The organism is Microbacterium sp. EST19A, assembly GCF_019969685.1.
Lineage (GTDB): Bacteria > Actinomycetota > Actinomycetes > Actinomycetales > Microbacteriaceae > Microbacterium.
This window is the reverse complement of the sequence record NZ_JAHXYZ010000004.1, coordinates 1-20089: the sequence shown is the minus strand read 5'-3', so window position 1 is coordinate 20089 and position 20089 is coordinate 1. Positions and strand designations below refer to the sequence as shown.

The following is a 20089-nucleotide window of genomic DNA, read 5'->3' as shown; positions in this document are numbered from 1 at the left end:
TGCTGAACTCGAACTCCTCGGGTGCGGTCACTCCTTCGATGCCCCCGCGAGCATCCCCGAAACCAGGGCGCGCTGTGAGAACAGGAACAACACGAGCACTGGAAGGATCGCGATGATGACCGCCATCGCCAGCTCCGGACTCGTGATCTCCAGCCCCGCACCGGCGACCGGGTTGAACGACGGCGTCGACGAGAGCAGCTGGTTGAGCCCCACCTGGATCGGGAACTGATCGCTGCGCGGGAGCACCAGGTAGGGCAGGAAGAAGTTGTTCCAGTTGCCGACGAAGCTGAAGAACGCCACCAGCGCCACCACCGGCTTCGCGAGCGGGAGGGCGACCCGCAAGAATATCTGCCATTCGTTCGCTCCGTCGAGCCGCGCGGCCTCCAGCATCGAGCTCTGCATGCTCGTCGCGAAGTAGATGTACACCAGGTAGACCCCGAACGGATAGAACGAGAACGGGAGCACGATCGACCACACCGAACCGATCAGCCCGAGCAGGTTGAGCTCTAGGAAGATCGGCAGCACGAGCGCTGCCGACGGCATGATCATCACGATGAGCGTCGTGGTGAGCAGGAGCTTGCGTCCACGGAACTTCGTGAGGGCCAGCGCGTATCCCGCGGGCACGCTCGTCGCCAGGGTCAGCACGAGGGCGAGCCCGGAGTACAGCGCTGAGTTGCCGAGCCACTGGAAGACGGCGCCGCCCTGGAAGTGCACCAGGTTGGTCCACGCCGTGCCGATCTGATCGAACGACCCGAAAGCCAACGCCGGAAGCGAGATGAGCTCCGCTGCGGTCTTCGAGGGAGCGAGCAGCACCCACACCGCTGGGAGGATGAAGAACACGAGCAGCGCGGCGAGCACGATGACGACCACGGTCATCGACGAAAAGGATTCGAGGCGCCCCCGGCGCACGGCGGGTTGCGTGGTGCTCATTCGCCCTCCTCCGCCTTGAACAGTCCCGACCGCGTGACGAGCACGGCCGCGAGGATGAGGCCGATCACGAGGAGGAACAGAGAGATCGCCGCGGCGCCGTTGAAGTCGCCGTTCTGGAACGCGAACACGTAGGCGAGCTGGTTCGGGGACCACGTCGGGCTGACGCGGCCTAGGCTCGCGGTCTGCAGGAGCTGGGGTTCGACGAACAGCTGCGTCCCCGCGGCGAACGCCAGGATCGCCATGTACACGATCCACTTGCTGATCATGGGAATCTGGATGAACCACGCGGCGCGCCAGGGTCCGGCGCCGTCCATCCGCGCGGCTTCCATGACCTCGTCGGGGATGTTGTTCAGTGCACCGTACATCACGACGATCCAGCCGCCGGCGCCGGTCCAGAACGCGATGATCACGAAGATGACCGGGAGGTTAGCCGGGTCGAGGACCTTTCCGAAGTTGTCAAAGCCGAGGGCCCGGAGAAGCCCCGCGGCGGGGCTCACATTCGGGTCGAGCATGAACAGCCAGACGAGCACACTCGCGACCCCAGCGAGCGCGCCGGGGATGTAGTACAGGAATCGGAAGATCGCGGAGAGGCCGGGGCGCATGCGGCTGCGCAGCACGACGGCGACGACGACCGTCAGCACGACGATCGACACCAGCCACATCACGAGGTAGACGGCGATGTTCAAGAACGCAGGGCCGAACCGGTAGTCCCCCATAACCTTGGCGAACTGTCCGACGCCGGTGAACTGGCCCTGATCGTTCGTGAACGCGAGGTACACGGCATACGCCGTCGGGAAGACGCCGAAGGCGAGCAGGAGCACCGTGTACGGCGCGGCGAACACGAGCCCGGCCCAGCCGCCCCGCCGCGCGGGGCGCCGGTCCGGCTGGGTGGTGCCGGGCGCGGTGGTGCCGCGCCCGGCCTCGATGACGGTGGTCATTCGTTGACGACCGTGTATCCGACGGTCTTCGCCTCGTCGGTGATCGCCTGCTGCCACGCCGGCAGCGTGTCGGTCAGCGAGGCTCCGCCGGTGATCGCGGGGAGGACGACACTCGACCAGGCCGTCGCGCTGTTGAAGCGCGTGTTCGACCAGCCCGTCCACACGTCGTCAGCCGCCGCGGTGAAGGCGTCGGCGATGTCGTTGGCGAAGTAGTCGCTGTTGGCGGGGTTCTCCAGCCAGACCTTCGCGCCGGGGGCGTACGCGGGGTAGGTCGGAGCGTCCTTCAGGTTCTCGTCCGAGGTGGTGAGCCACTCGGCGAGGTCCGTCGATGCCTTCAGGTTCTTGCTGTGCGCCGAGACGATCCACACGCCGCCGCCGACGTTGCCGGTCGCCGGCTCGGACTCGCCGTCCCAGGTCAGCGGACCCGAGGCGCCGATCTGGCCGGCGGGGACGTGGAAGGCGGAGTCGAATAGGTACTTGCCGTACCAGGAGGGGCCGTTCGCCATCAGCACCCTACTGCCGTCGAAACCCTGGCTGAAGAAGCCCTGCGTGCTGACGGATCCGGCGTCGATGAGCGTGTCGAGCAGCGACGCCATGCGTGTGCACTTCGGGTCCTGCAGGTCGACCCGCAGCTCGTCGCCCGAGCCGAGCTCCTGCGCCGGGCACTGCGCCGACCAGAAGTACGACTCGTGGGAGTTCGTATCGCCGACGGATCCGACCAGGTAGCCGGGGTGCTCGGTGGCGACGCGCTCACCGAGAGCCTGGTACTCCCCCCACGTCGTGGGCACCTCGTAGCCGAACTGGTCCATCAGCGACTGGTTGTACCAGAGCACGACCTGGGCGATGTCGTTGCGGAGGCAGTAGGTGTCGCCGCCGACCTCGCATGGGGCGAGCGAGCCGGCCGCGAAGCCGTCGAGCAGATCCTGATCGACCAGGTCCTGGTTCAGCGGCGCGGCGAAGGCCGTCTTGCCGGGCGAGGTGGGCTTTGACGCCCACGTGATATCCGTCGGGGTGCCGAAGACCACGTCCGGCCAGCCTTCGCCGGTGCGGTCGAAGAGCTGCACCTTGGTCTGGAGGTAGGTCGACCCGTCGGCGCCGCCGTCGTACGTGACGACGTCCATCTTCACGTCGGGGTTGGCGGCCTGGTACGCCTCCACCGACGGCAGGCGGGTCGAGTCGGCCCACACGGTGATGGGGGCGCTGTCGTCCTGCTCGACGGGGGTGAAGGCGGCGGACTCGTCGGGTCGGGTTTGCTCGGCACTGGCGCAACCCGCCATCAGGGTCAACGCTCCGGCCGCTGCGAGTGTGGTGAGCCCGCGCCGTAGAAGTCGTGATCGATGGGTTGACTGCATTGTCTTTCCTTTCGGGTGGGTGAAGATCAGGCGGCGCGTGCGAACGACGCGACGCTCGAGGGGTAGTCGAGTCCGGCGGGCAGGGCGATGCCGGGCTCGGTCGGCGCCTGGACCATGCCGTCCTCGTCGACGACGGCCTCGCGTCGCACCGGGTTCGAGGTGACGAGAGACTCGTAGTAGGTCGTGTTCGAGATGGCCATGCACAGGTGCTGGTTCGGGATGTCCGATCCGTGGACCTCGGCACGCAGGCGGTACGCGTCGGCGAGGTGCGCGGTGCGCATCGCCCCCGTGATGCCGCCCCGGAGGGTCGTGCTCGCCCGGACGCCGAACGTGGCGGCTCCTGCCGCGATGAAGTCCGCGGAGTTCATGTGGGCGCCGTCACTGGTCTCGGCCACGACGAGGGGGACCGCGACCGCGCGGGCGAGGTGACCGTACGCGGTGACGCTGAACTCCCGCATCGGCTCCTCGTACCAGAGGTAGCCGGCATCTGATAGGGCGTGACCGAGACGGATCGCGTCGGGCAGGTCGAAGCCGGCGGAGCCGTCGTACATCAGGGGCACGGCGTCGCCGACGTGCTCGCGCAGGGCGATCGCGAGCTTCGCGTCTCGGGTCGCGTCCCCCCACGCGTGCAGCTTGATCCCGTGGTAGCCGAGCGCCAACGACTGGTCGGCCACGTCGAGGAACTCCTCGACGGTGCCAAAGGTCGACGTCGATGCATAGGCGGGGATCGCCGTGCGGAAACCGCCGAGTACACGCCAGGTCGGCTCGTCCGCGATGCGGCCGGCCAGGTCCCAGAGCGCCGTGTCGACAAGGCCCAGCGTCGGGAGCGGGAGCTCGTGGATGCGATCCAGCTCCCAGATCCGGTGCCACAGCCACTCGCGGTTGGCAGGATCCGCGCCGATCAGCTCGGGGCGCAGCACCCGCTCGACGAGATCGTCGAGCATGACTCCCGCCCCGGGGCGGGAAAAGAAGGCGACACCCTCCGCCCCCGCGTCCGTGCCGATGCGGAGCACGGCGCCGTCACCGGCCGGGGCGCTTCCTGCCAGTCCCTCGCGCCACTTGAACGGCGGGTGGACGGCCGGCACGTGCACCCGGAACGATTCGACGTCTGTGATTCTCATTGCTTCTCTCTTGTCTTCGGACTTCGTCTGCGGTTCAGAATCCGCCGTAGGCCTTGATCTCCCAGAGGCTGCCTCCGTTGCCGCTGCTGTCGACGACGGTCAGGCGTAGGTAGCGCATCGCCACAGGCTCCGCAGAGAAGCTGTAGTTCTCGCGCTGGGTGGTCTTCGCCGCGGTCCGGTCGTCGAAGACGCTCCAGCTCTGACCGTCGACGGACGACTCGAGCAGGTAGCGGTAGCCGCCGGGCAGCTCGAACACTGATGCGACGGTGGAGACGTCCTTCACGGCTCCGAGGTCGAGCTGGATCCAGGACGGATCCGGCAGGAACAGCCCCTGCGCCCACCGTGTGCGGGGATCCCCGTCCACGACGTTCGCGGGGACGTTCGACTCGGAGAACGAGGAGGCGGTCACGGCTGCGGCGCGGGCGAAGTTGTCCTCGACGGGCATCGTCACCGTGGTCGCGGGCGACGACGCGGAACTGTTGAGCACGGCGTCACGTGCGACGATGTGGAACGCGTGCGTCGACTCGGGCGCGAGCCCGCTCACCCGGTATGTGGTGCCCGCCGTCACGGTCAGCCTCATGTCGCCGTCCCACACCTCGTAGCTGGCGGGATCACCGGCCGGGGTCTCCCAGCTCAGGTCAAGCATGGTGGGCAGCAGCACCGAGGCTGTGGGTGCCGACGGGGCGTCCGGAGCGGTGGTGTCGTCCTGCGGCGCCGACTTCGCGCCGTACACCTCGAGCTCGTGGATGCTGCCGCCGTTTCCGCTGGACCCCGTGACCGTCAGCCGGACGAAGCGCGCGGTGGCGATACCGACGGGCACGGAGTAGGTGGCGCTGCTGGCGGTGTTCTCTCCGCGGTGGTCATCCAGCGTCGTCCAGTGCATCTCGTCGAGCGAGGTTTCGAGCAGGTAGCGGTATCCGCTGGACTTCTCGAACGTCGTGATTACGCCCGTGAGGTCGTGCGCCGCACCGAGGTCGACCTGGTACCAGGACGGGTCGGGGAGTCCGAGGCCCTGGGCCCAGCGGGTGCTCGGGTCGCCGTCGACGGCGAGCGCGGGCACGTTCGGCTCGGAGAAGGACGACACGTTGACGTCCTTTCCGATCGCGACGTTGTCGACCTTCGGGGTCTTCAGCGTGAACGCCGCGCTGGCTGCCGAGGGGTTGGCCGCGGCATCGCGCGCCGTGACGGTGATTTCGTACGACCGGCCGCCGGTGAGCCCGGTGATCCGCACGCCCGGGTTCTGGGACGCGCTGTACAGCTCGCCGTCGACGAAGACCGAGTAGCCGGTCACCCCGACGTCATCGGTCGAGGCCGCCCAGGCCACGTCCGCCACGGTAGGGAAGTGCGCGGTCGCCGTCACGCCGGTGGGGGCGGTAGGTTCCGCCGTATCCGAGGGCGCCGACTGCGGGTCGAGGTGCCGGTACGCGGGCTCCAGGCCGGCTTTCTGCACCACGCTCGCGGGCAGCTGCTCGCAGCTCGGAACGGTCGTGTTGTTCGTGACCACTGTGTTGGCGGAGCCGCCCTGGTTCCCGTAACGCTCGGTGGTGCTGAAGTTCCGCTGCACGTCGAGGTCGAAGCCGCGGTTGATGAGCATCCACTGGTACGCGATGTTGCAGAACGCGTTGTTGACGTTGCTGAAGTACCGCGACGATTCGTCGTGATAGATCGCTCCATAGGCGTGGGTCGGGATGTCGGTGATGAGGTTGTTGCTCACCTCGCTTTCCGGAGAGCGGCTTAGGGTGTAGATAGCGCCGCCGTCGGCCTGTGAGCGCATGATGTCGCTTATGTGGTTGTAGCGCACGATGGTCTCGCGGCTCGGGGTGTCCGTGGTGTACGGCGTGATCCCCCCGTTGGTGGGGTAGCTGGCGTTGCCGCCCTTATCGGTGAGACCCCACCCCCAGCCGACCGAGATGCCACTGTACGGCAGGTCGCGGACACGGTTGTGCTCGATCACTGTGTGGTCGGTGTACCCGGCGAGGATGGCGACGGAGCCGCGGTAGTTCGTGGCCACGTCGTGGATGAGGTTGTTGCGGACCGTAGTGTCCTTGGTGATCTGGCGCTTGTCGTCCGGATGGTGGTCGACGACGTCGGTGCCGCCGATCTGGATGCCTGTGCCGGCGATGTCGGTGAAGACGTTCCCGATGATGGTCGTCTTCTGGCTGCCGGTGTTGAGGTTGAGGCCGACGGCGCCCAGGTGCGTGAACACGCTGTCCTCGAAGGAGATGTCACGGCTGAAGCCGACGTTCACGGCACCGGGGGTCTTCTTCCAGTGCAGGCGGGTGGAATCGAACGTGGGGTTTCCTTCGCCGACCATGCGGAAGCCCGCCTGGCCCTCGATGAGTCCATCGGGGGAACTCGGCTCCATCCACGTCGAGTGGGAGAACGTGATCCCGGAGAAGGCGATGTCACGGACTGGCTTCGCCAGCGTTCCCTGCACATCGACGAGCGATTCCACCCGGGGCAGGATGATCTCCGAAGTGTTCGGGTCCTTGCCGCCGACCGGCTTGTAGAAAAGTAGATCAGCGTCGGTATCCAGGTACCACTCGCCAGGCTGGTCGAGGAGCTCATAGGCATTCTCGATCCACGACGGGTTCTGGATCTCCTGCCCCTCCTGCAAGTTAGCGTTGTGCCAGCACGGCTGCTGCATGTTCATCCGGTCGGCCGTGATCGACTCGACGAGACAGCGCTGGAGCTTCCAACCCCAGGACGAGGCGACCTCTATACGGTCCTGGTGCTTCCAGTTCCTCATCGACGCGTCTGAAATAACGTAGCCGCCGTCGATCTTGCGGAAGCCACCCGGGTTCTCGCCGCTGCGCGCACGCGTGGCCGGGGCGCCGTCGACATACAGCTGACGCGCGTCGAGGTCTTTCACCTTCGCACTCCAGATGCCCTTAGCCGGATCGCTCACGATCCACTTCGTGACATCGACGCCACCGCTGACCACAGGCTTCGCGCCCGGGGCAGCCTCCCACGTGATCGTGTGGCCGTTACTGCCGGAATCACGTGCGGTCAGCGCAAGCGTGTCGCTGAGCCGGTACGAGCCGTCCATCAGACGCACGTTGATATCGCTCAGCATGAAGCCGTTCACCAGGCGGACGGCCTTCTGCGCCTGAGCGAGAGTCCGGAACGGTCGGCTCTTGGTGCCTAGCTGCACGCCCTTCGCGTCCGGGGACACGTAGATGTTCAGCGCCGGAAGCGTATTTCCGGCTGAGACGGCGGAGCCGGCGGGCTGGGCCGCTACGGCGGGAGCGGCTCCAGCGACTATCGGGGCAAAAGCGATCGAAGCTGCGATCGCAACGCCGAGAAGGCGCGTTCGGACAGGGGAACTCATCATCGAACTCCAAAAAGAGATGGGCGTAGCCAGGGATGGAGGGGAAAACCGTGGCGAGGCGGGGAACGGGACGCGACGGCGCGCGCGGAGAGGCGAGGTCAGTCGAGGTGGCGATCGAACAGCCGGTTGCGGATGCGGCGCTCGAACTGCTCACGCGTGGTCTCGATGTGGACGATCATCAGGGCGGCGGCGCGGTCACTCTCGCCCTCGGCGATCGCCTCGGCGATCTCGGTGTGCTGCACCCCGGCCGCGGAGAGTGAGCCGGCGGCGTCGCCGTGGAACAGCAGGACGTCGGACTGCGAGGCGAACCGGCGGGTGTTGGCCACGCTCGCGCTGAGGAACAGGTTCCCGGCCGCGGAGGCGACGGCTGTGTGGAAGTCGGCGTCCGCCTGGGCGAACCCGTCGATATCGAGGGCGACACCCGCCTCGACCGATGCCGTCGCCGCGTCGCGGATCGCCCGCACCTGCACGGGGGTCGCCGAGGTGGCTGCCCGTCGGGCGGTCTCGGACTCCACGAACTCCCGGTAGTCGATGAGCATGAGCACGTGCTCCATGTCGGTCGGCTGGAAGTTCGCCAGCTCGTCGTGCCCCAGAGGGCCCGGAGCCTCGGAGACGAAGATGCCGGCACCACGGCGCACCGTCAGACGCCCGATCGCCGAGAGCACCTTCACTGCCTCGCGGGCGACGTTGCGTGTCGTGTCGAGCACATCGGCGAGCCCCTGCTCGGTTGGTAGGCGGTCACCGGGGCGAAGGCCCTGGTCGACGATGTACTGCAGGAGTTGCTCCGCGACGAGCTCATATCCCGGCCGGTATGCGGTTCTCGGCTGGCTCTGCTCGTCGTGCCGTTCTGACTGCGTCATCATCGTCTCCCTCAACGGTGAGTTGTGAGACTGAGTATTACACATAGGGTCAGGATTCACAATTAATCTTATTCATCGCTCTATCGAGGACTGGAACAGCAGTATCTGAGCGTGGCCTGGCAGATTAACGCGATTCATTTTTGAACTCTGGACATAGACAGCGATAGCGATCTCCGGAGGGCTGGCGAACATGACCGTCTCAGCAACCCGTGCCGAGCCCGGGCGACTCCGACGACGTCTTCGAGGTGACCTTCCGCGCGTTCGGGTGTTACCCCCTCCGGGCTTGGCTACGGACGGCGCGGGGACACAGGGAGACGGCACTCCGACTCGCTGCGGTGCCGGCGAGCGTCACCACGGCGAGTCGCCCGTCTTCCCGGTGAGGCGGACAGATCAATAGCCGACGGCAGCCAGTCCGAACTCGATCTCTGAGGGTTGGAAGCCTTCATAAGCGAGCTGGTCGTAGAGACCCTGTCGCGAGAAGGCGGAGTACTCGAGGTAGCTCTGAGCGCTTTCAGCCGCCTCCTGGTTCCAATCGGCGCCCGAGTTGTCAGCGCCGAACGTCGCATCCTCGGTGCTGAATCCTTCGTATTCAAGTTGATCGATCAATCCCGTACGAGAGAAGTCAGAGAAGCCGATGTAACTCTTGGCCGATCCCACGGCGTTCTGTTGACCGAGGGTGAGCTTAAGCTTCTCCGCGACCACGAGGGCGATGTCATCCCCTTCGTGGGCTTCGACGCCGGCGACAGGGTCCGAGGATACAACGAGTGCCGCTGGATCCTCGAAGCTAGAAACCGCGGGAGCATTCAGTCCCGCGGCGGTGATCGCGGCGATCGCTTCGGAAACCGGCAGACCGACGACCGCGGGTACACCCACGACGGCCAGTTCCGCTTCCTCTTCGACGTTGGGGGCATCCGCGGCGACACTGTGGTGCGGCGCTGTTGCGGCGTCATGACCGTGGGTGCCGAGACCGAGTGCACTGCCGAGGCCTCCGATGACCAGCAGACCCGCCGCAACCGAGCCCGCGATCATCCAACCCCTCTTCTTGTTCTTGAGTTCGGCGGGGACCGCGGGTGTCGGATGGTCGTTGATGGGCGCGGGTGTCGGATGGTCGTTGATGGGCGCGGGTGTCGGATGGTCGTTGATGGGCGCGGCAGTTTGGGTGATTGCGGTGCTCAGATAAGCAGGGGTGGCACTCTCGGTCCGTGCGGCCACATGCGGTTCGATCCACTGAGTCCCATCCCAGTAGCGCTGTTCGTTGTTAGCGTGCGGGGCTGGGTACCATCCCGGCGCTGGGTTCTGGTTCGACACCAATACTCCTTTGGGCTGTTCATACGGATCCCTCGAACCGGACGGACGAATGTGATCGGCACGAGGGGCCGGTAGCCATGCGAGACGCGATCGATTGTCACCGTCGTGATCGCCATTACGTTGCGCATCAGCAGACAGCAGGTGCGCTTAGGGTCGAACCCGGAGCCTTGCCGGAGTAGCCGCCCTCTACGGCGACTCCTCCGGCAGGGATTGGTACGCCTACGGAGCGACGGGGAAGTGACTGCTGAGAGCGATACGGTTCCAGCTGTTGATCACAATGGTGAGCCAGGTCACTGCAGCGATCTGCTTGTCGTTGAGGACCTCAGCGGGATCGACCCCGCGATTGGTGAGCTTGCCGTGGTCGCTGATCAGCGTCACACGTTCGGCGATCTGCAGAGCTGCCTGCTCTTCTGCGGAGAAGTACTGCGACTCCCACCAAGCGGCGAGCACGGCGAGGCGGTCCGCAGTTTCACCGTGCTTGACAGCGTCAGCACTGTGCATCTTCAGACAGAAGGCGCAGCCGTTGAGCTGAGAAGCACGAACCTTGACCAGCTCCACAAGCAACGGTGACAGGCCGGCGTCGACCCCGGCTTCCACGGCGCGGTTCTGCAGCTCCATCATCGCCTGGTACGGGGCGGCGTATTCCTTGCTGATGTTGACGTTCGACACACTGATTCCTCTCGTTACGGAGCAGGATGCGCTCCAATAATTAGACGACGCAGCATCCGGATATGTGATGTCGATCGCGTATGTCTCGGCCGCCGGAAGCGCGCGACGCACGTGGTGGAGCGCTGGTATCAGCTCAGCCTTGTTCGGTCGCGAGGAAGCCGTCGCCGTGGCGAATGTCATCATCCCCGACGGCGAGAGCGAGGAAGATCATGTCGGAGATCACGGTCGGATCGAACCCGGTGATGGCGGCCACCCGAGTCAGTCGGTAGCTCACGCTGTTCGGCTGCACGTGCAGCACGCGAGCCGTCCGCGTGAGGCTGAACCGCGTCTGGACGAACAACCGCAGAGTACTCAGCAGAGAGGCGTCATTCGCGCTGTCATAGGCGCGGAGTTTCTCGATCGTCGACTCGGCGATCGCGTCTCGGTACATGGATGACTCGACGAGGTTTCGCAGGAGCGCGCGCTCGAAAGTGCGCACCTCTCCGGGATCCAGACCGTTCAGCGCCTCTTCTGCATCGTGAAAGCTTCGGATCGCTTCGTCCGGCGTCAAGTACGGTCTGCCGATCCCGGCGCGTAACGCTCTCATCCCCTCGCCGGAGATGAGTTCAGAGATCTCGTGTGTGAAGCGGACGGCGCTGTCGGCTCGGGCGCCCAGACTCGCCACCACGACGACACCGTGAGGTGTCAGGCTCGCGAGCAAACCGGTCTGTCTAAGCTTCTTGACTCGGCCTACCGCGGTGCGAAGGAGCTCGTCGGAAGTCGCAGAGGCGATGTCACGTCGTATGACGGCGACGATGCCCGGCGCGTCGAGCCGGACTCCCAGCGCGCTCGCGATCTCGACATGCCGAACGGTCAGCGTCTCCATGTTCGCGATCGCGTCGAGCAGATCACGCACGGCCATCTCGCGGTCGAAAGCATGTCCGGCGGTGAGTTCGACGTTTCGCCGTGTGGCGGCGTTGGAGATGTCATCGATGAACTCCATCACCTTTCCGCCGACGAAGAGCGCGACCTCGGCAGATGTGTTCGTCTCACCTGCCGAGGTCTGAACGAGCTCCCAGATCGTCTTGCCGAGGACCCGGTATCCGCGCAACATCGATTCCAGCGGAACTCCCTGGAAGAATCGCCGCTCCGCGCTGGTGGTGCAGATCTGCAGCTGCGCGCTGGTCACGTCTCGCTTGTCACGAAGGTTCTCGAGCAGTTCGCGAATCAGCTGGAGGCCGGTCGCGACGACGTCATCCCTGAGGACGGACGATGACATCGCGTTGTACTCGCGGATACCGCGGTATCCATCTCTGAGTCTCTGCGCGACATCGGGAAGCAGTTCCTCCGCCCGATCCAGGAGCGCCGCAGTCGCATCCTGCGTGTCGCGCTGTCGCTCTTGCATTCACATCCCCTGCACGGTTCGATGACGGGTCTGATCGATGAAAACAGTGCGGGGACCTGGGACGGATCCCCGCACTGGGATTGTAAGGCGTCGTACTCAGATCTGAGAGCGTTCCCTGGTGCCGCGGAGGCCGAGCGCGCCGACCACGCCGACCAGCGAAAGGGCCAAAATGACGAATCCGGGCGCAAAATTCAATCCGGTCTGCGCGACGAGCAGTGCACTCAGCGCCGGCAGGAAGGCGGGGACTGCTGCCGCGGGGATGTTGTAAGCGATGGTCCCGGAGGTGAACCGGATCTTCGCGGGGAAGGCGTCGACCGCAGTGAGCGGGCCCACCGCATAGTAGTACGACTGCAGGACGGCGAGGAGGAAGAGCCCTGCATACATCGCGGCATCTGAGCCACCACCGATGAGGACGAAAGCTGGGATCGCGAGGGCCGCATGCAGCCCGGCACTCACGAGTCGAGATGCGGTCCGAGATGTCCGATCCACCAGGAGGCCGAACACCGGAATGAACACGGCGAAGACCAGAGTCGTGAACCCCATCAGCAGGCTCGCGTGCTGCGGATCGACGCCTACGACGGATGTGAGATACGTGGGCACGAAGAAGAGCAACATAATGGCGCCGCCGAAATAACCCAGCAAGTAGGCGATCGCAGACACCAGCCGGCGGGGATTCGACTGGAGTGAATCCTTCAGCGGGGACTTGCTGACCTCCTGCGCAGCCTCGAGCGCCTTGAACACCGGGGACTCAGTGAGCTTCACCCGGATGTACAACGCGACGAGCGCGAGCGGGGCGCTCAGCAGGAACAGCACTCGCCACGCACCGCCCGCGAAAGCCTCGGGACCCACCGCGGATGCGATGCCGAAGCTGAGGAACGCCGCGGCGGGATAACACAGTCCCGTGCCCATCTGAATGAGTCCGAGCAGGAACCCTCGACGCTCCGCGGGCGCGTATTCGTACACGTATGTGGCCGCCCCGACGAACTCGCCCCCGGCTGCGATCCCCTGGACGACCCGACACGCCAGAAGCAGGATCGGTGCGGCGATCCCGATGGTCGAATAGTCGGGAAGCAATCCGATCGCCGTCGTCCCCGCAGCCATTGTGAGGATCGAGAACACGAGAAGTCTCTTACGCCCGAGCCTGTCGCCCAGAACTCCCATGATGATGCCGCTCAGCGGGCGGATGGCGTACGTCACTGCGAACATGACGAACGTCGCGATCAGGCCCACTTGCGGGTTGTCCGTGGGGAAGAAGGTCGTGCTGATGATCACGGCCGCGTACGCATAGACCGCTAGGTCATACCACTCAACGAAATTCCCGATCGCTCCGGAGACGACGACGCGACGAAGCGTGCCGGGCGAGGCTGGTACTGCCGTGTCGAGGGAAGTTCCCTCGACGGCGATGCTGGTGTTCATTACTACCTCCTTGTAGTGAAATGCGGTCAGTTGGCGAGGATCGCGAGCAGGCTGCGCACCGCGTCCCGATCAGTCGCGGTGACGCTCGGCTCCGGAGCTCGAACGACAGGGCGAGCGAGGACGTTCGTCTGTGTGAGGGCCTCTTTGATGCGCGCGACGAACGACCATGCAGCGCTGCCCTGATCGCCGGTGATGGCCCGCATGATCGGAAGGAGTTTTCGATTCGCGAGGTCCACCGCGGCCGAGATCTCTCCCCGCGACCAGGCGTCGTAGAACTCACGCCAAAGCCTCGGCGCCACGTTGCTCACGCCGACAAGCAGAACCTCTTGGCCCCGCGACATCATGGCGAGGACGTCATAGGTGTTACTGTCCGCGAACATCGACACCCGCCCCTCGACGGCCGCTCTGTCATCGGAGTATCCGGCGGCACCGCCGGAGTTCTTCACTCCGACAACCCCCGGAATCGCGCAGATCTCGGCCAGTAACTCGGGCGGATAGTTGACGCCCGATGAGCTCGGGTACTGAAAGACGGTCAATGGCAGGCCAGTGCCCTCTGCAAGATCGGCGAAGAATTTGACGGCGATGTCCGAGCGCTTCGCATACTGGCGCCGCATCAGACTGCTGAACGGTGAGTTCACCAGCAGGCCGTCCGCCCCGGCCGCGGCCAGCTCACGCCCGAACTCGATCGTGTGCAGGGTCGAGGTCGGACGGATGCCGCAGATCAGAGGGACCCGGGTGCGGGTGACGGACGAGATCGTCGCCACGATCTGGGTCTGCTCGTCTTCGGTGAGGCTGGCGATCTCGCCCGTATATCCGCAGGCGAGGACCCCGTCGGCAGCTGCCTCATTCACGAGATGCCGTGTCAACGACTCCAGGGCGGGCAGATCGACGGATTCATCCTCTCTGAATGGCGTGACCGGAGCGACGTAGAGTCCCCGTGGCAAGTGGGTGGAGATCGACATTGAGCTTCCCATCGATTGTTCGAGCGGGCTTCGATACGCCAACGCTAAGTCCACCGTCACAGCCGGTCACTTGATGATCGTGCAGAAGTTTTCGACGTTTCCGTGTCCGGTCGACCGGCGGAAGCCCGAGAGGGTGTTCCGGACATCACAATCCGACGCCCTGCGTCGTCCTATATGTGATGGCGCAGTGGACGGATGGCTAACGTGTTCACCGCGGAACGGAGCGAGGAGACGGTGACGAGATGCACCCTGAAGATGATCTGACTCTGACGGAGGTCCTCGGCGAGCGACAGCACCTGCTCAATGTGTCCTTCCGTATGCTCGGCACGGCGGCCGACGCCGAGGACGCCGTCCAGGAGACGTATGTCCGGTGGTTCCGGATGTCCGACGACGAACGCTCGCTGATTCGCGCGCCGCGCGGCTGGCTGACGCGCGTCGTCGGCAATGTCTGTCTCGACATGCTCGGATCAGCCCGGCACCGGCGAGAAGAGTACGTCGGCGAATGGCTGCCCGAGCCCCTCTCCCCCGATTCCCCATGGGAGTCGCCGTCCGAAGATCCGCTCGATCGCCTCAGCGAGCACGAATCGATCAGCATGGCGCTGCTGGTGATGCTCGAATCGTTGACGCCCGCCGAGCGCGTCGCCTTCATCCTCCACGACGTGTTCGCGATGCCGTTCGACGAGATCGCCGACATCGTCGGCCGAACATCGCAGGCCTGCAGGAAGCTCGCGTCGACGGCACGGCGGCACATCGATGAGCGCCGCGAACAGGTCACGCCCGTCGACCAGCACGACGCCATCGTTCGTGAGTTCTGGACGGCGTGCGGCAGCGGGGACCTCACCGAACTGGTCCGCCTGCTCGACCCGAATGTCGTGACCCTCGTCGACGGCGGCGGACGCGTACGCGCTGCATTGAAGCCGATCCGGGGCGCCGACAATGTCTCCCGGTTCCTGCTCGGCGTCGTCGGCAGACAGGATGCGATCGAGACGCGAGTCGAATCGGTCAACGGCAGAAGCGGACTCGTGTTCCGCCATCAGGGTGTCGTGGTCACCGTAGCGAGCTTCGAGATGAGAGCCGGACTCATCACCGACCTATGGCTCACGCTCAACCCGGACAAGCTCCGGACCTGGAACAAGAGCTGAACTCACACTCTCGGGTCCTACGTCGTCTTACAGATGACGAGGCACACTGACCTCGTCCTGCCAAAGAGAGGATCCGATCCGATGACCATCATGAATCTTCCCGCACTTCCCGCGGAGGCCCCCTCATGAGCCTTGGAGCTCGCCGCACCCTCCTCTGGGTGCTGGCCGCATTCGGGCTCCTCGTCGGTCCCTGGGCGCTGCTTTTCCCTGCGCACTGGTACGAGACCTTCCCCGATGGATTCGCCAATGCCGGGTTGGATCAATGGATCCTGCTCGATGGACCGTTCAACGAGCACATGATCCGCGATATCGGAGCGATGAACCTCGCTCTCGCTGCCGCGAGCATCTTCGCCGCGCTCTCGCGCAGCACGACGGCGGCCCGTGTCGCAGCGGTGGCGTGGATCACTTTCTCCGCGCCTCATCTGATCTATCACGTTCAGCACCTGCACGGCCTTTCGACGCTCGACACGATCGTCGAACCCATCTCGCTGACCTTCACACTCCTTCTTCCCATCCCCCTGCTTCTGCCTTCCCGCTCCTCGCGCCGCGACCCGGCCGAACCCGAAAGGAACTGACTGATGAAGATCGCTATCGCCGGAGGCACCGGCACTGTCGGACGCCACGTCGTCGCCGTCGCCCGAGAGCGCGGCCACGACGTCGTCGTCCTCACGCGCTCGAACGGGGTGAACCTCATGACCGGTGCCGGACTGGCGCCGAGCCTGGACGGAGTCGAGGTCGTGGTCGATGTCTCGTCCACCTTGACGCAGTCGGCGAAGAAGTCGAGAGAGTTCTATGAGACGGCGACGACGAACCTCCTCGCTGCGGAGAAGAGGGCAGCTGTGCCTCATCACGTCGCCCTGTCGATCGTCGGAAGCGACAAGGCACCCTTCGGCTACTACGCCGGCAAAGAGGTCCAGGAACAGCTGGTGACGGCAGGACCGATCCCGTGGACGATCGTTCGTGCCACGCAATTCCACGAGTTCGCACAGCAGCTGTTCAGTCAGATGCGATTCGGACCAGTGACCGTCGTTCCCAAGATGGTGTCCCAGCCCGTGGCTGCGCGCGACGTCGGCGAGTACCTCATCTCTCTCGCCGAGAGCGACCCCGCCGGACGTCCGGCGGATCTCGCGGGACCCGAGGTGCTGCAGATGGTCGATATGGTCAAGGCATACGCCGCAGCTGTCGGAAAGCCGGGACCGACCCTCGAGGTATCCCTCCCCGGTGGCTTCGGCCGAGCGATGCGAGATGGAACGCTGCTCCCCACGCCCGGGGCACGCCTGGGCCGGACGACCTTCCAACAGTGGGTCTCCGCGCTCGATCCGATCAGCTGACGTAGATCGCAGCTCAGGCGCGGGAGAACGCCCGAAGGTTCTCCCGCGCTGTCATACGCTGGGCGGGCCTTCGTCCCAGGGCCCGTCCAGTACCATCTCCTCAGCTTCAGCCGGCGCGGGTCGCAATGCCGACGTCTCGCAGCTGGGTGCTGGTCAGGAGCACCATCGATTCACTACCCTCCCCCGTGAGCGCATAACCGCCGGGATAGGGAGCGACAGAGAACCGCGCGCCCGGCCGCAAGCCCGCCGCGTCGAAAGCGCGGAGAAGCACGATCGAAGTCTGAATCCGCTCGCCCAGACTTCCCAGCACCAGACCAGCATGTGGAGATCGCCCGCTCACCATCTCCTCGAGTGTCAGCTCAATGGAGTGGGGCCAGTCAGCACTCTTCGGCTCAGGGATCGGATTCCCGTATGGATCGTGATCAGGCGTACCCAGCAACCGTTGCATCAGGTATGCGGCCTCGTCACTCACGACGTGCTCCCACCTGCAAGCCTCATCGTGCAAGAGGGACCACTCAAGCCCTACCGTCGTGTCGAGAAAGCACTCGATGATCCGATGCTTCGCCAGGACCGAGACGGCCTCGCGGAAGCCCCTGCGGGTCAAGCACACCTGTCGGTCGTCTGCGATGAAGACGAGGCTCGCCTCCGCCAACCGCTGGACCATGTCCGTCACGGTGGCCGGAGCGTGCCCGAGCCGCTCGGAGAGTCGCGCCCGCAGACTGGGGATGCCCCGCTCGCGCAATTCGACGATCGCCTTCAGGTACATCTCCCTCGAGTTGATGAGATCGTTCCTGGCTGTCACGTGGCCACTGCTCGAGTGCCCGGTGAGCGTCGGGGAGACCTACGCACGACGGACCCTGAATCCGAGGGCTTCGAGCATATCCCGGCCCTCTTCACTGATCCGCTCCGGCGACCAAGGCGGCATCCACACCCAATCGATGCGGAATGCGTCGACCACCCCGTCGAGTGCTTCTGCCACGCTGTCCTCGATGACGTCGGTCAGTGGGCATCCGGCGGAGGTCAACGTCATCCGCAGCGTCGGGATGTCTCCATCGAATTCGACACCGTAGACGAGCCCCAGATTGACGACGTCAATCCCGAGTTCCGGATCCATGACGTAATACAGCGCATCGAGCACCCGGTCCTCTCTCGTGATTTCGCCGATCGCGGTGTTCACGCGACTTCACGCGAGTCAGGGTTCGGGAGGAAACGGTCGTACCCGTCGTGTTCCAGGCGCTCCGCCAGCTCCGGTCCGCCTTCTTCGACGATTCGTCCAGCGACGATGACATGCACGAAGTCGGGACGGATGTACTGCAGAATGCGTGTGTAGTGGGTGATCATGAGGATGCCGAGCTCTGTGCGATCCTTCACCCGATTGACTCCCTCGGACACGATTCGCAACGCGTCCACGTCAAGGCCGGAGTCGGTCTCGTCGAGGATGGCGAACTGCGGCTTGAGCAAGCCGAGCTGAAGGATCTCGTGCCGCTTCTTCTCCCCTCCCGAGAAACCCTCATTCACGTTGCGCTTGAGGAACGCGTCATCCATCCTCAGCGCCTTCATCTCCTCTTTCAGCGTCTTGCTCCAGCTGCGCAGTTGTGGCGCTTCCCCTGACACCGCGGTCACGGCGGTGCGCAGGAAATTGGGCAGCGTCACCCCCGGAATCTCGACGGGATACTGCATCGCCAGGAAGATGCCCGCACGCGCACGGGCGTCCGGGGACTGACCCAGCAACTCGACGCCATCCAGGGTGATCGATCCCTCGGTGACGTCGTACGCCGGGTGTCCGGCGATCACAGCGGCGAGAGTCGACTTGCCTCCGCCATTCGGCCCCATGACCGCGTGGGTCTCTCCCCGACGCAGGGTGAGGTCGACGCCGCGGAGGATCTCGACGGACCCGTCGTCCGTAGAGACGCTGGCGTGCAGATTACGAACCTGAAGTGTTGTCATTTTTCGTCCTCGATTGCAGATTGGGGTTCAGTCGGAGAGGCTCGACGCAGTCACTCGCCGCTGCACGTCAGCGATGAGCTCCTCCGCGAGAGTCGGAACGGGTACCTTCTGGATGATCTCCACGAGGAACCCGAGAGCGACGAGCCGCCTGGCCTCGAGCTCTGGGATTCCGCGGGCCTTCAGATAGAACAGCTGCTCATCGTCGAAGCGACCGGTGGCACTGGCGTGCCCCGCACCAACGATGTCGCCGGCCGCGATCTCCAGATTGGGCACGGAATCCGCCCTCGTTCCGTCGGTGAGCAGGAGGTTGCGGTTCTGCTCATACGTGTCAGTGCCCGTGCCTCGAGCTCCGATCAGCACATCTCCGATCCACACGCCGCGCGCGCCATCGCCTTGGAGCGCTCCCTTGTAGTTGACGCGCGACCGCGATCGCGGCGCATCATGATGGACATAGACTTGCTGCTCGAAGTGCTGGCCCGCGCCGGGGAAGTAGAGTCCCAACGCATCCGTACTCGCCCCGGACTTCTCGAGATGGATCGTCGGGTTGACTCTGACGAGTTCCCCGCCCAGCGAAATGACGATATGCGTCAGATGCGCGTCCGCGCCGACTTTCACGAAATGACTGGCCAGGTGCACGGACTCGTCCGACCACTGCTGCAGCGCGAGAATCGTCACGTCCGCGCCATCACCGACGATGATCTCCAGATTCTCCGTCAGCCGAGCAAGCCCGCCACTCCGGATGACGATGGTCCCGCGGCTTCCCGGTGCGACGTCGATGATGGTGTGGGCCGCGGTCGGCTCCGAAGATACGGAGTGGCGTCCGACCGTTGTCACGTCACCCGCCGCTCCGGCGTAGGAGAGGTGGAGCGCTCGACCGAAATGGGACCAAGCATTCGCACTGGCTCGATCTTCCGGCGTTCCGGCGCCGCCGATGACGGGATCCGATCGGTCGACCCAAAAGAGCTCCGACTCCGCCGTACCGCTCGACTCGATCTGAAGACGCGCGTCCTCCAACGGCCCCGTCAGAAGATCCTGCAGCTTTCCGACCGGCGTGTATTTCCAGTCCGGTTCGTCACCACGCACGCGTGGGAAGTCCAAGACGTTGAAGGACCTCGGACGCTCGGATCGGCTCTGCACGGGCGGTGCCGTGGGAGCCGAGTGACCAGTCCAGCGATTGTCGTGTGCCGTCTTCGTCATCTCAGCCGACCGATCCTTCCATGCCCATCTCGATGAGCTTGTTCAACTCCATGGCGTACTCCATCGGCAGCTCGCGCGCGATCGGCTCGATGAAGCCGCGCACGATCATCGCCATCGCCTCGTCCTCGGGCATGCCGCGGGACTGCAGGTAGAAGAGCTGCTCCTCGCTGACCTTCGAGACGGTGGCCTCATGGCCGAGCT

General features: G+C 65.0%; 20 protein-coding genes. 4 read left to right on the top strand and 16 right to left on the bottom strand.

Translation table 11 applies throughout. The annotated features are described in order from the left end of the window. Window positions 1-27: 27 nt before the first annotated feature. The 9 genes from LC452_RS19100 to LC452_RS19060 form a co-directional block, all read right to left on the bottom strand. Entirely contained in the window at window positions 28-930 is a 903-nt protein-coding gene (locus LC452_RS19100) for a carbohydrate ABC transporter permease (protein ID WP_223628237.1), read from the bottom strand. Further along, window positions 927-1868: a carbohydrate ABC transporter permease gene (locus LC452_RS19095; RefSeq protein WP_223628235.1), complete on the bottom strand. Its 942-nt coding sequence runs from the start codon at window positions 1866-1868 to the stop codon at window positions 927-929. Before LC452_RS19095 ends, LC452_RS19100 begins: the two co-directional genes overlap by 4 nt. Beyond that, window positions 1865-3220 carry an ABC transporter substrate-binding protein gene (locus tag LC452_RS19090; RefSeq protein WP_223628234.1) on the bottom strand — a complete coding sequence of 452 codons (1356 nt, stop codon included), beginning with the start codon at window positions 3218-3220 and terminating at the stop codon, window positions 1865-1867. The genes LC452_RS19095 and LC452_RS19090 overlap by 4 nt, the downstream gene beginning before the upstream one ends. 26 nt (window positions 3221-3246) lie before the next feature. Then, window positions 3247-4341: an enolase C-terminal domain-like protein gene (locus tag LC452_RS19085; protein ID WP_223628232.1), complete on the bottom strand. Its 1095-nt coding sequence runs from the start codon at window positions 4339-4341 to the stop codon at window positions 3247-3249. Between the two features lie 34 nt (window positions 4342-4375). Beyond that, entirely contained in the window at window positions 4376-7495 is a 3120-nt protein-coding gene (locus LC452_RS19080; protein WP_223628230.1) for a discoidin domain-containing protein, read from the bottom strand. Between the two features lie 275 nt (window positions 7496-7770). Next, window positions 7771-8535, bottom strand: coding sequence for a FadR/GntR family transcriptional regulator (locus LC452_RS19075; protein WP_223628228.1), 765 nt, complete (start codon window positions 8533-8535; stop codon window positions 7771-7773). A gap of 387 nt (window positions 8536-8922) precedes the next feature. Beyond that, entirely contained in the window at window positions 8923-9840 is a 918-nt protein-coding gene (locus tag LC452_RS19070; protein ID WP_223628226.1) for an Ltp family lipoprotein, read from the bottom strand. Between the two features lie 219 nt (window positions 9841-10059). Beyond that, entirely contained in the window at window positions 10060-10509 is a 450-nt protein-coding gene (locus LC452_RS19065) for a carboxymuconolactone decarboxylase family protein (protein WP_223628224.1), read from the bottom strand. A gap of 133 nt (window positions 10510-10642) precedes the next feature. After that, complete coding sequence (locus LC452_RS19060) at window positions 10643-11374, bottom strand: CdaR family transcriptional regulator (RefSeq protein WP_223628223.1); 732 nt, start codon at window positions 11372-11374, stop codon at window positions 10643-10645. Between LC452_RS19060 and LC452_RS19055 the strand changes: the two genes are divergently transcribed. After that, window positions 11351-11764 carry a hypothetical protein gene (locus LC452_RS19055; protein WP_223628221.1) on the top strand — a complete coding sequence of 138 codons (414 nt, stop codon included), beginning with the start codon at window positions 11351-11353 and terminating at the stop codon, window positions 11762-11764. The two genes, LC452_RS19060 and LC452_RS19055, sit on opposite strands and share 24 nt — an antisense overlap. Before the next feature lie 225 nt (window positions 11765-11989). Here LC452_RS19055 and LC452_RS19050 read toward each other — a convergent pair whose 3' ends face one another. Both LC452_RS19050 and LC452_RS19045 read right to left on the bottom strand, forming a co-directional pair. Then, complete coding sequence (locus tag LC452_RS19050) at window positions 11990-13309, bottom strand: MFS transporter (RefSeq protein ID WP_223628219.1); 1320 nt, start codon at window positions 13307-13309, stop codon at window positions 11990-11992. Window positions 13310-13335: 26 nt separating this feature from the next. Next, window positions 13336-14271, bottom strand: a complete 936-nt coding sequence (locus LC452_RS19045; RefSeq protein WP_223628217.1) for a dihydrodipicolinate synthase family protein — start codon at window positions 14269-14271, stop codon at window positions 13336-13338. Between the two features lie 242 nt (window positions 14272-14513). Between LC452_RS19045 and sigJ the strand changes: the two genes are divergently transcribed. From sigJ to LC452_RS19030, 3 genes are all read left to right on the top strand, one after another. Continuing rightward, a complete protein-coding gene (sigJ, locus tag LC452_RS19040; RefSeq protein WP_223628215.1) occupies window positions 14514-15413 on the top strand; it encodes an RNA polymerase sigma factor SigJ in 900 nt (299 codons plus the stop codon). Window positions 15414-15538: 125 nt separating this feature from the next. Beyond that, on the top strand, window positions 15539-15988 hold the full coding sequence (locus LC452_RS19035; protein WP_223628214.1) for a hypothetical protein: 450 nt from the start codon (window positions 15539-15541) through the stop codon (window positions 15986-15988). A gap of 3 nt (window positions 15989-15991) precedes the next feature. Beyond that, entirely contained in the window at window positions 15992-16744 is a 753-nt protein-coding gene (locus LC452_RS19030; protein WP_223628212.1) for an SDR family oxidoreductase, read from the top strand. Between the two features lie 106 nt (window positions 16745-16850). Here LC452_RS19030 and LC452_RS19025 read toward each other — a convergent pair whose 3' ends face one another. The 5 genes from LC452_RS19025 to LC452_RS19005 all read right to left on the bottom strand — a co-directional run. Further along, window positions 16851-17546: a metal-dependent transcriptional regulator gene (locus LC452_RS19025; RefSeq protein ID WP_223628210.1), complete on the bottom strand. Its 696-nt coding sequence runs from the start codon at window positions 17544-17546 to the stop codon at window positions 16851-16853. A gap of 39 nt (window positions 17547-17585) precedes the next feature. After that, entirely contained in the window at window positions 17586-17921 is a 336-nt protein-coding gene (locus LC452_RS19020; RefSeq protein ID WP_223628209.1) for a metal-sulfur cluster assembly factor, read from the bottom strand. Continuing rightward, the gene (sufC, locus tag LC452_RS19015; RefSeq protein WP_223628207.1) at window positions 17918-18691 is read right to left on the bottom strand and encodes a Fe-S cluster assembly ATPase SufC; all 774 of its coding nucleotides are present in this window, start codon (window positions 18689-18691) and stop codon (window positions 17918-17920) included. The genes LC452_RS19020 and sufC overlap by 4 nt, the downstream gene beginning before the upstream one ends. A 27-nt stretch (window positions 18692-18718) precedes the next feature. Further along, window positions 18719-19888: a SufD family Fe-S cluster assembly protein gene (locus LC452_RS19010; RefSeq protein WP_223628205.1), complete on the bottom strand. Its 1170-nt coding sequence runs from the start codon at window positions 19886-19888 to the stop codon at window positions 18719-18721. 1 nt (window position 19889) lies between these two features. Continuing rightward, on the bottom strand, window positions 19890-20089 hold a 200-nt coding region (locus LC452_RS19005), incomplete at its 5' end, for a SufD family Fe-S cluster assembly protein (RefSeq protein ID WP_223628203.1).

Bases quoted from the DNA above. Each gene is read 5' to 3' on its own strand.
- LC452_RS19100 (WP_223628237.1), bottom strand. From the start codon at position 930: ATGAGCACCACGCAACCCGCCGTGCGCCGGGGGCGCCTCGAATCCTTT.
- LC452_RS19095 (WP_223628235.1), bottom strand. From the start codon at position 1,868: ATGACCACCGTCATCGAGGCCGGGCGCGGCACCACCGCGCCCGGCACC.
- LC452_RS19090 (WP_223628234.1), bottom strand. From the start codon at position 3,220: ATGCAGTCAACCCATCGATCACGACTTCTACGGCGCGGGCTCACCACA.
- LC452_RS19085 (WP_223628232.1), bottom strand. From the start codon at position 4,341: ATGAGAATCACAGACGTCGAATCGTTCCGGGTGCACGTGCCGGCCGTC.
- LC452_RS19075 (WP_223628228.1), bottom strand. From the start codon at position 8,535: ATGATGACGCAGTCAGAACGGCACGACGAGCAGAGCCAGCCGAGAACC.
- LC452_RS19055 (WP_223628221.1), top strand. From the start codon at position 11,351: ATGCCGAACGGTCAGCGTCTCCATGTTCGCGATCGCGTCGAGCAGATC.
- LC452_RS19060 (WP_223628223.1), bottom strand. From the start codon at position 11,374: ATGGAGACGCTGACCGTTCGGCATGTCGAGATCGCGAGCGCGCTGGGA.
- LC452_RS19050 (WP_223628219.1), bottom strand. From the start codon at position 13,309: ATGAACACCAGCATCGCCGTCGAGGGAACTTCCCTCGACACGGCAGTA.
- LC452_RS19045 (WP_223628217.1), bottom strand. From the start codon at position 14,271: ATGTCGATCTCCACCCACTTGCCACGGGGACTCTACGTCGCTCCGGTC.
- sigJ (WP_223628215.1), top strand. From the start codon at position 14,514: ATGCACCCTGAAGATGATCTGACTCTGACGGAGGTCCTCGGCGAGCGA.
- LC452_RS19035 (WP_223628214.1), top strand. From the start codon at position 15,539: ATGAGCCTTGGAGCTCGCCGCACCCTCCTCTGGGTGCTGGCCGCATTC.
- LC452_RS19030 (WP_223628212.1), top strand. From the start codon at position 15,992: ATGAAGATCGCTATCGCCGGAGGCACCGGCACTGTCGGACGCCACGTC.
- sufC (WP_223628207.1), bottom strand. From the start codon at position 18,691: ATGACAACACTTCAGGTTCGTAATCTGCACGCCAGCGTCTCTACGGAC.
- LC452_RS19010 (WP_223628205.1), bottom strand. From the start codon at position 19,888: ATGACGAAGACGGCACACGACAATCGCTGGACTGGTCACTCGGCTCCC.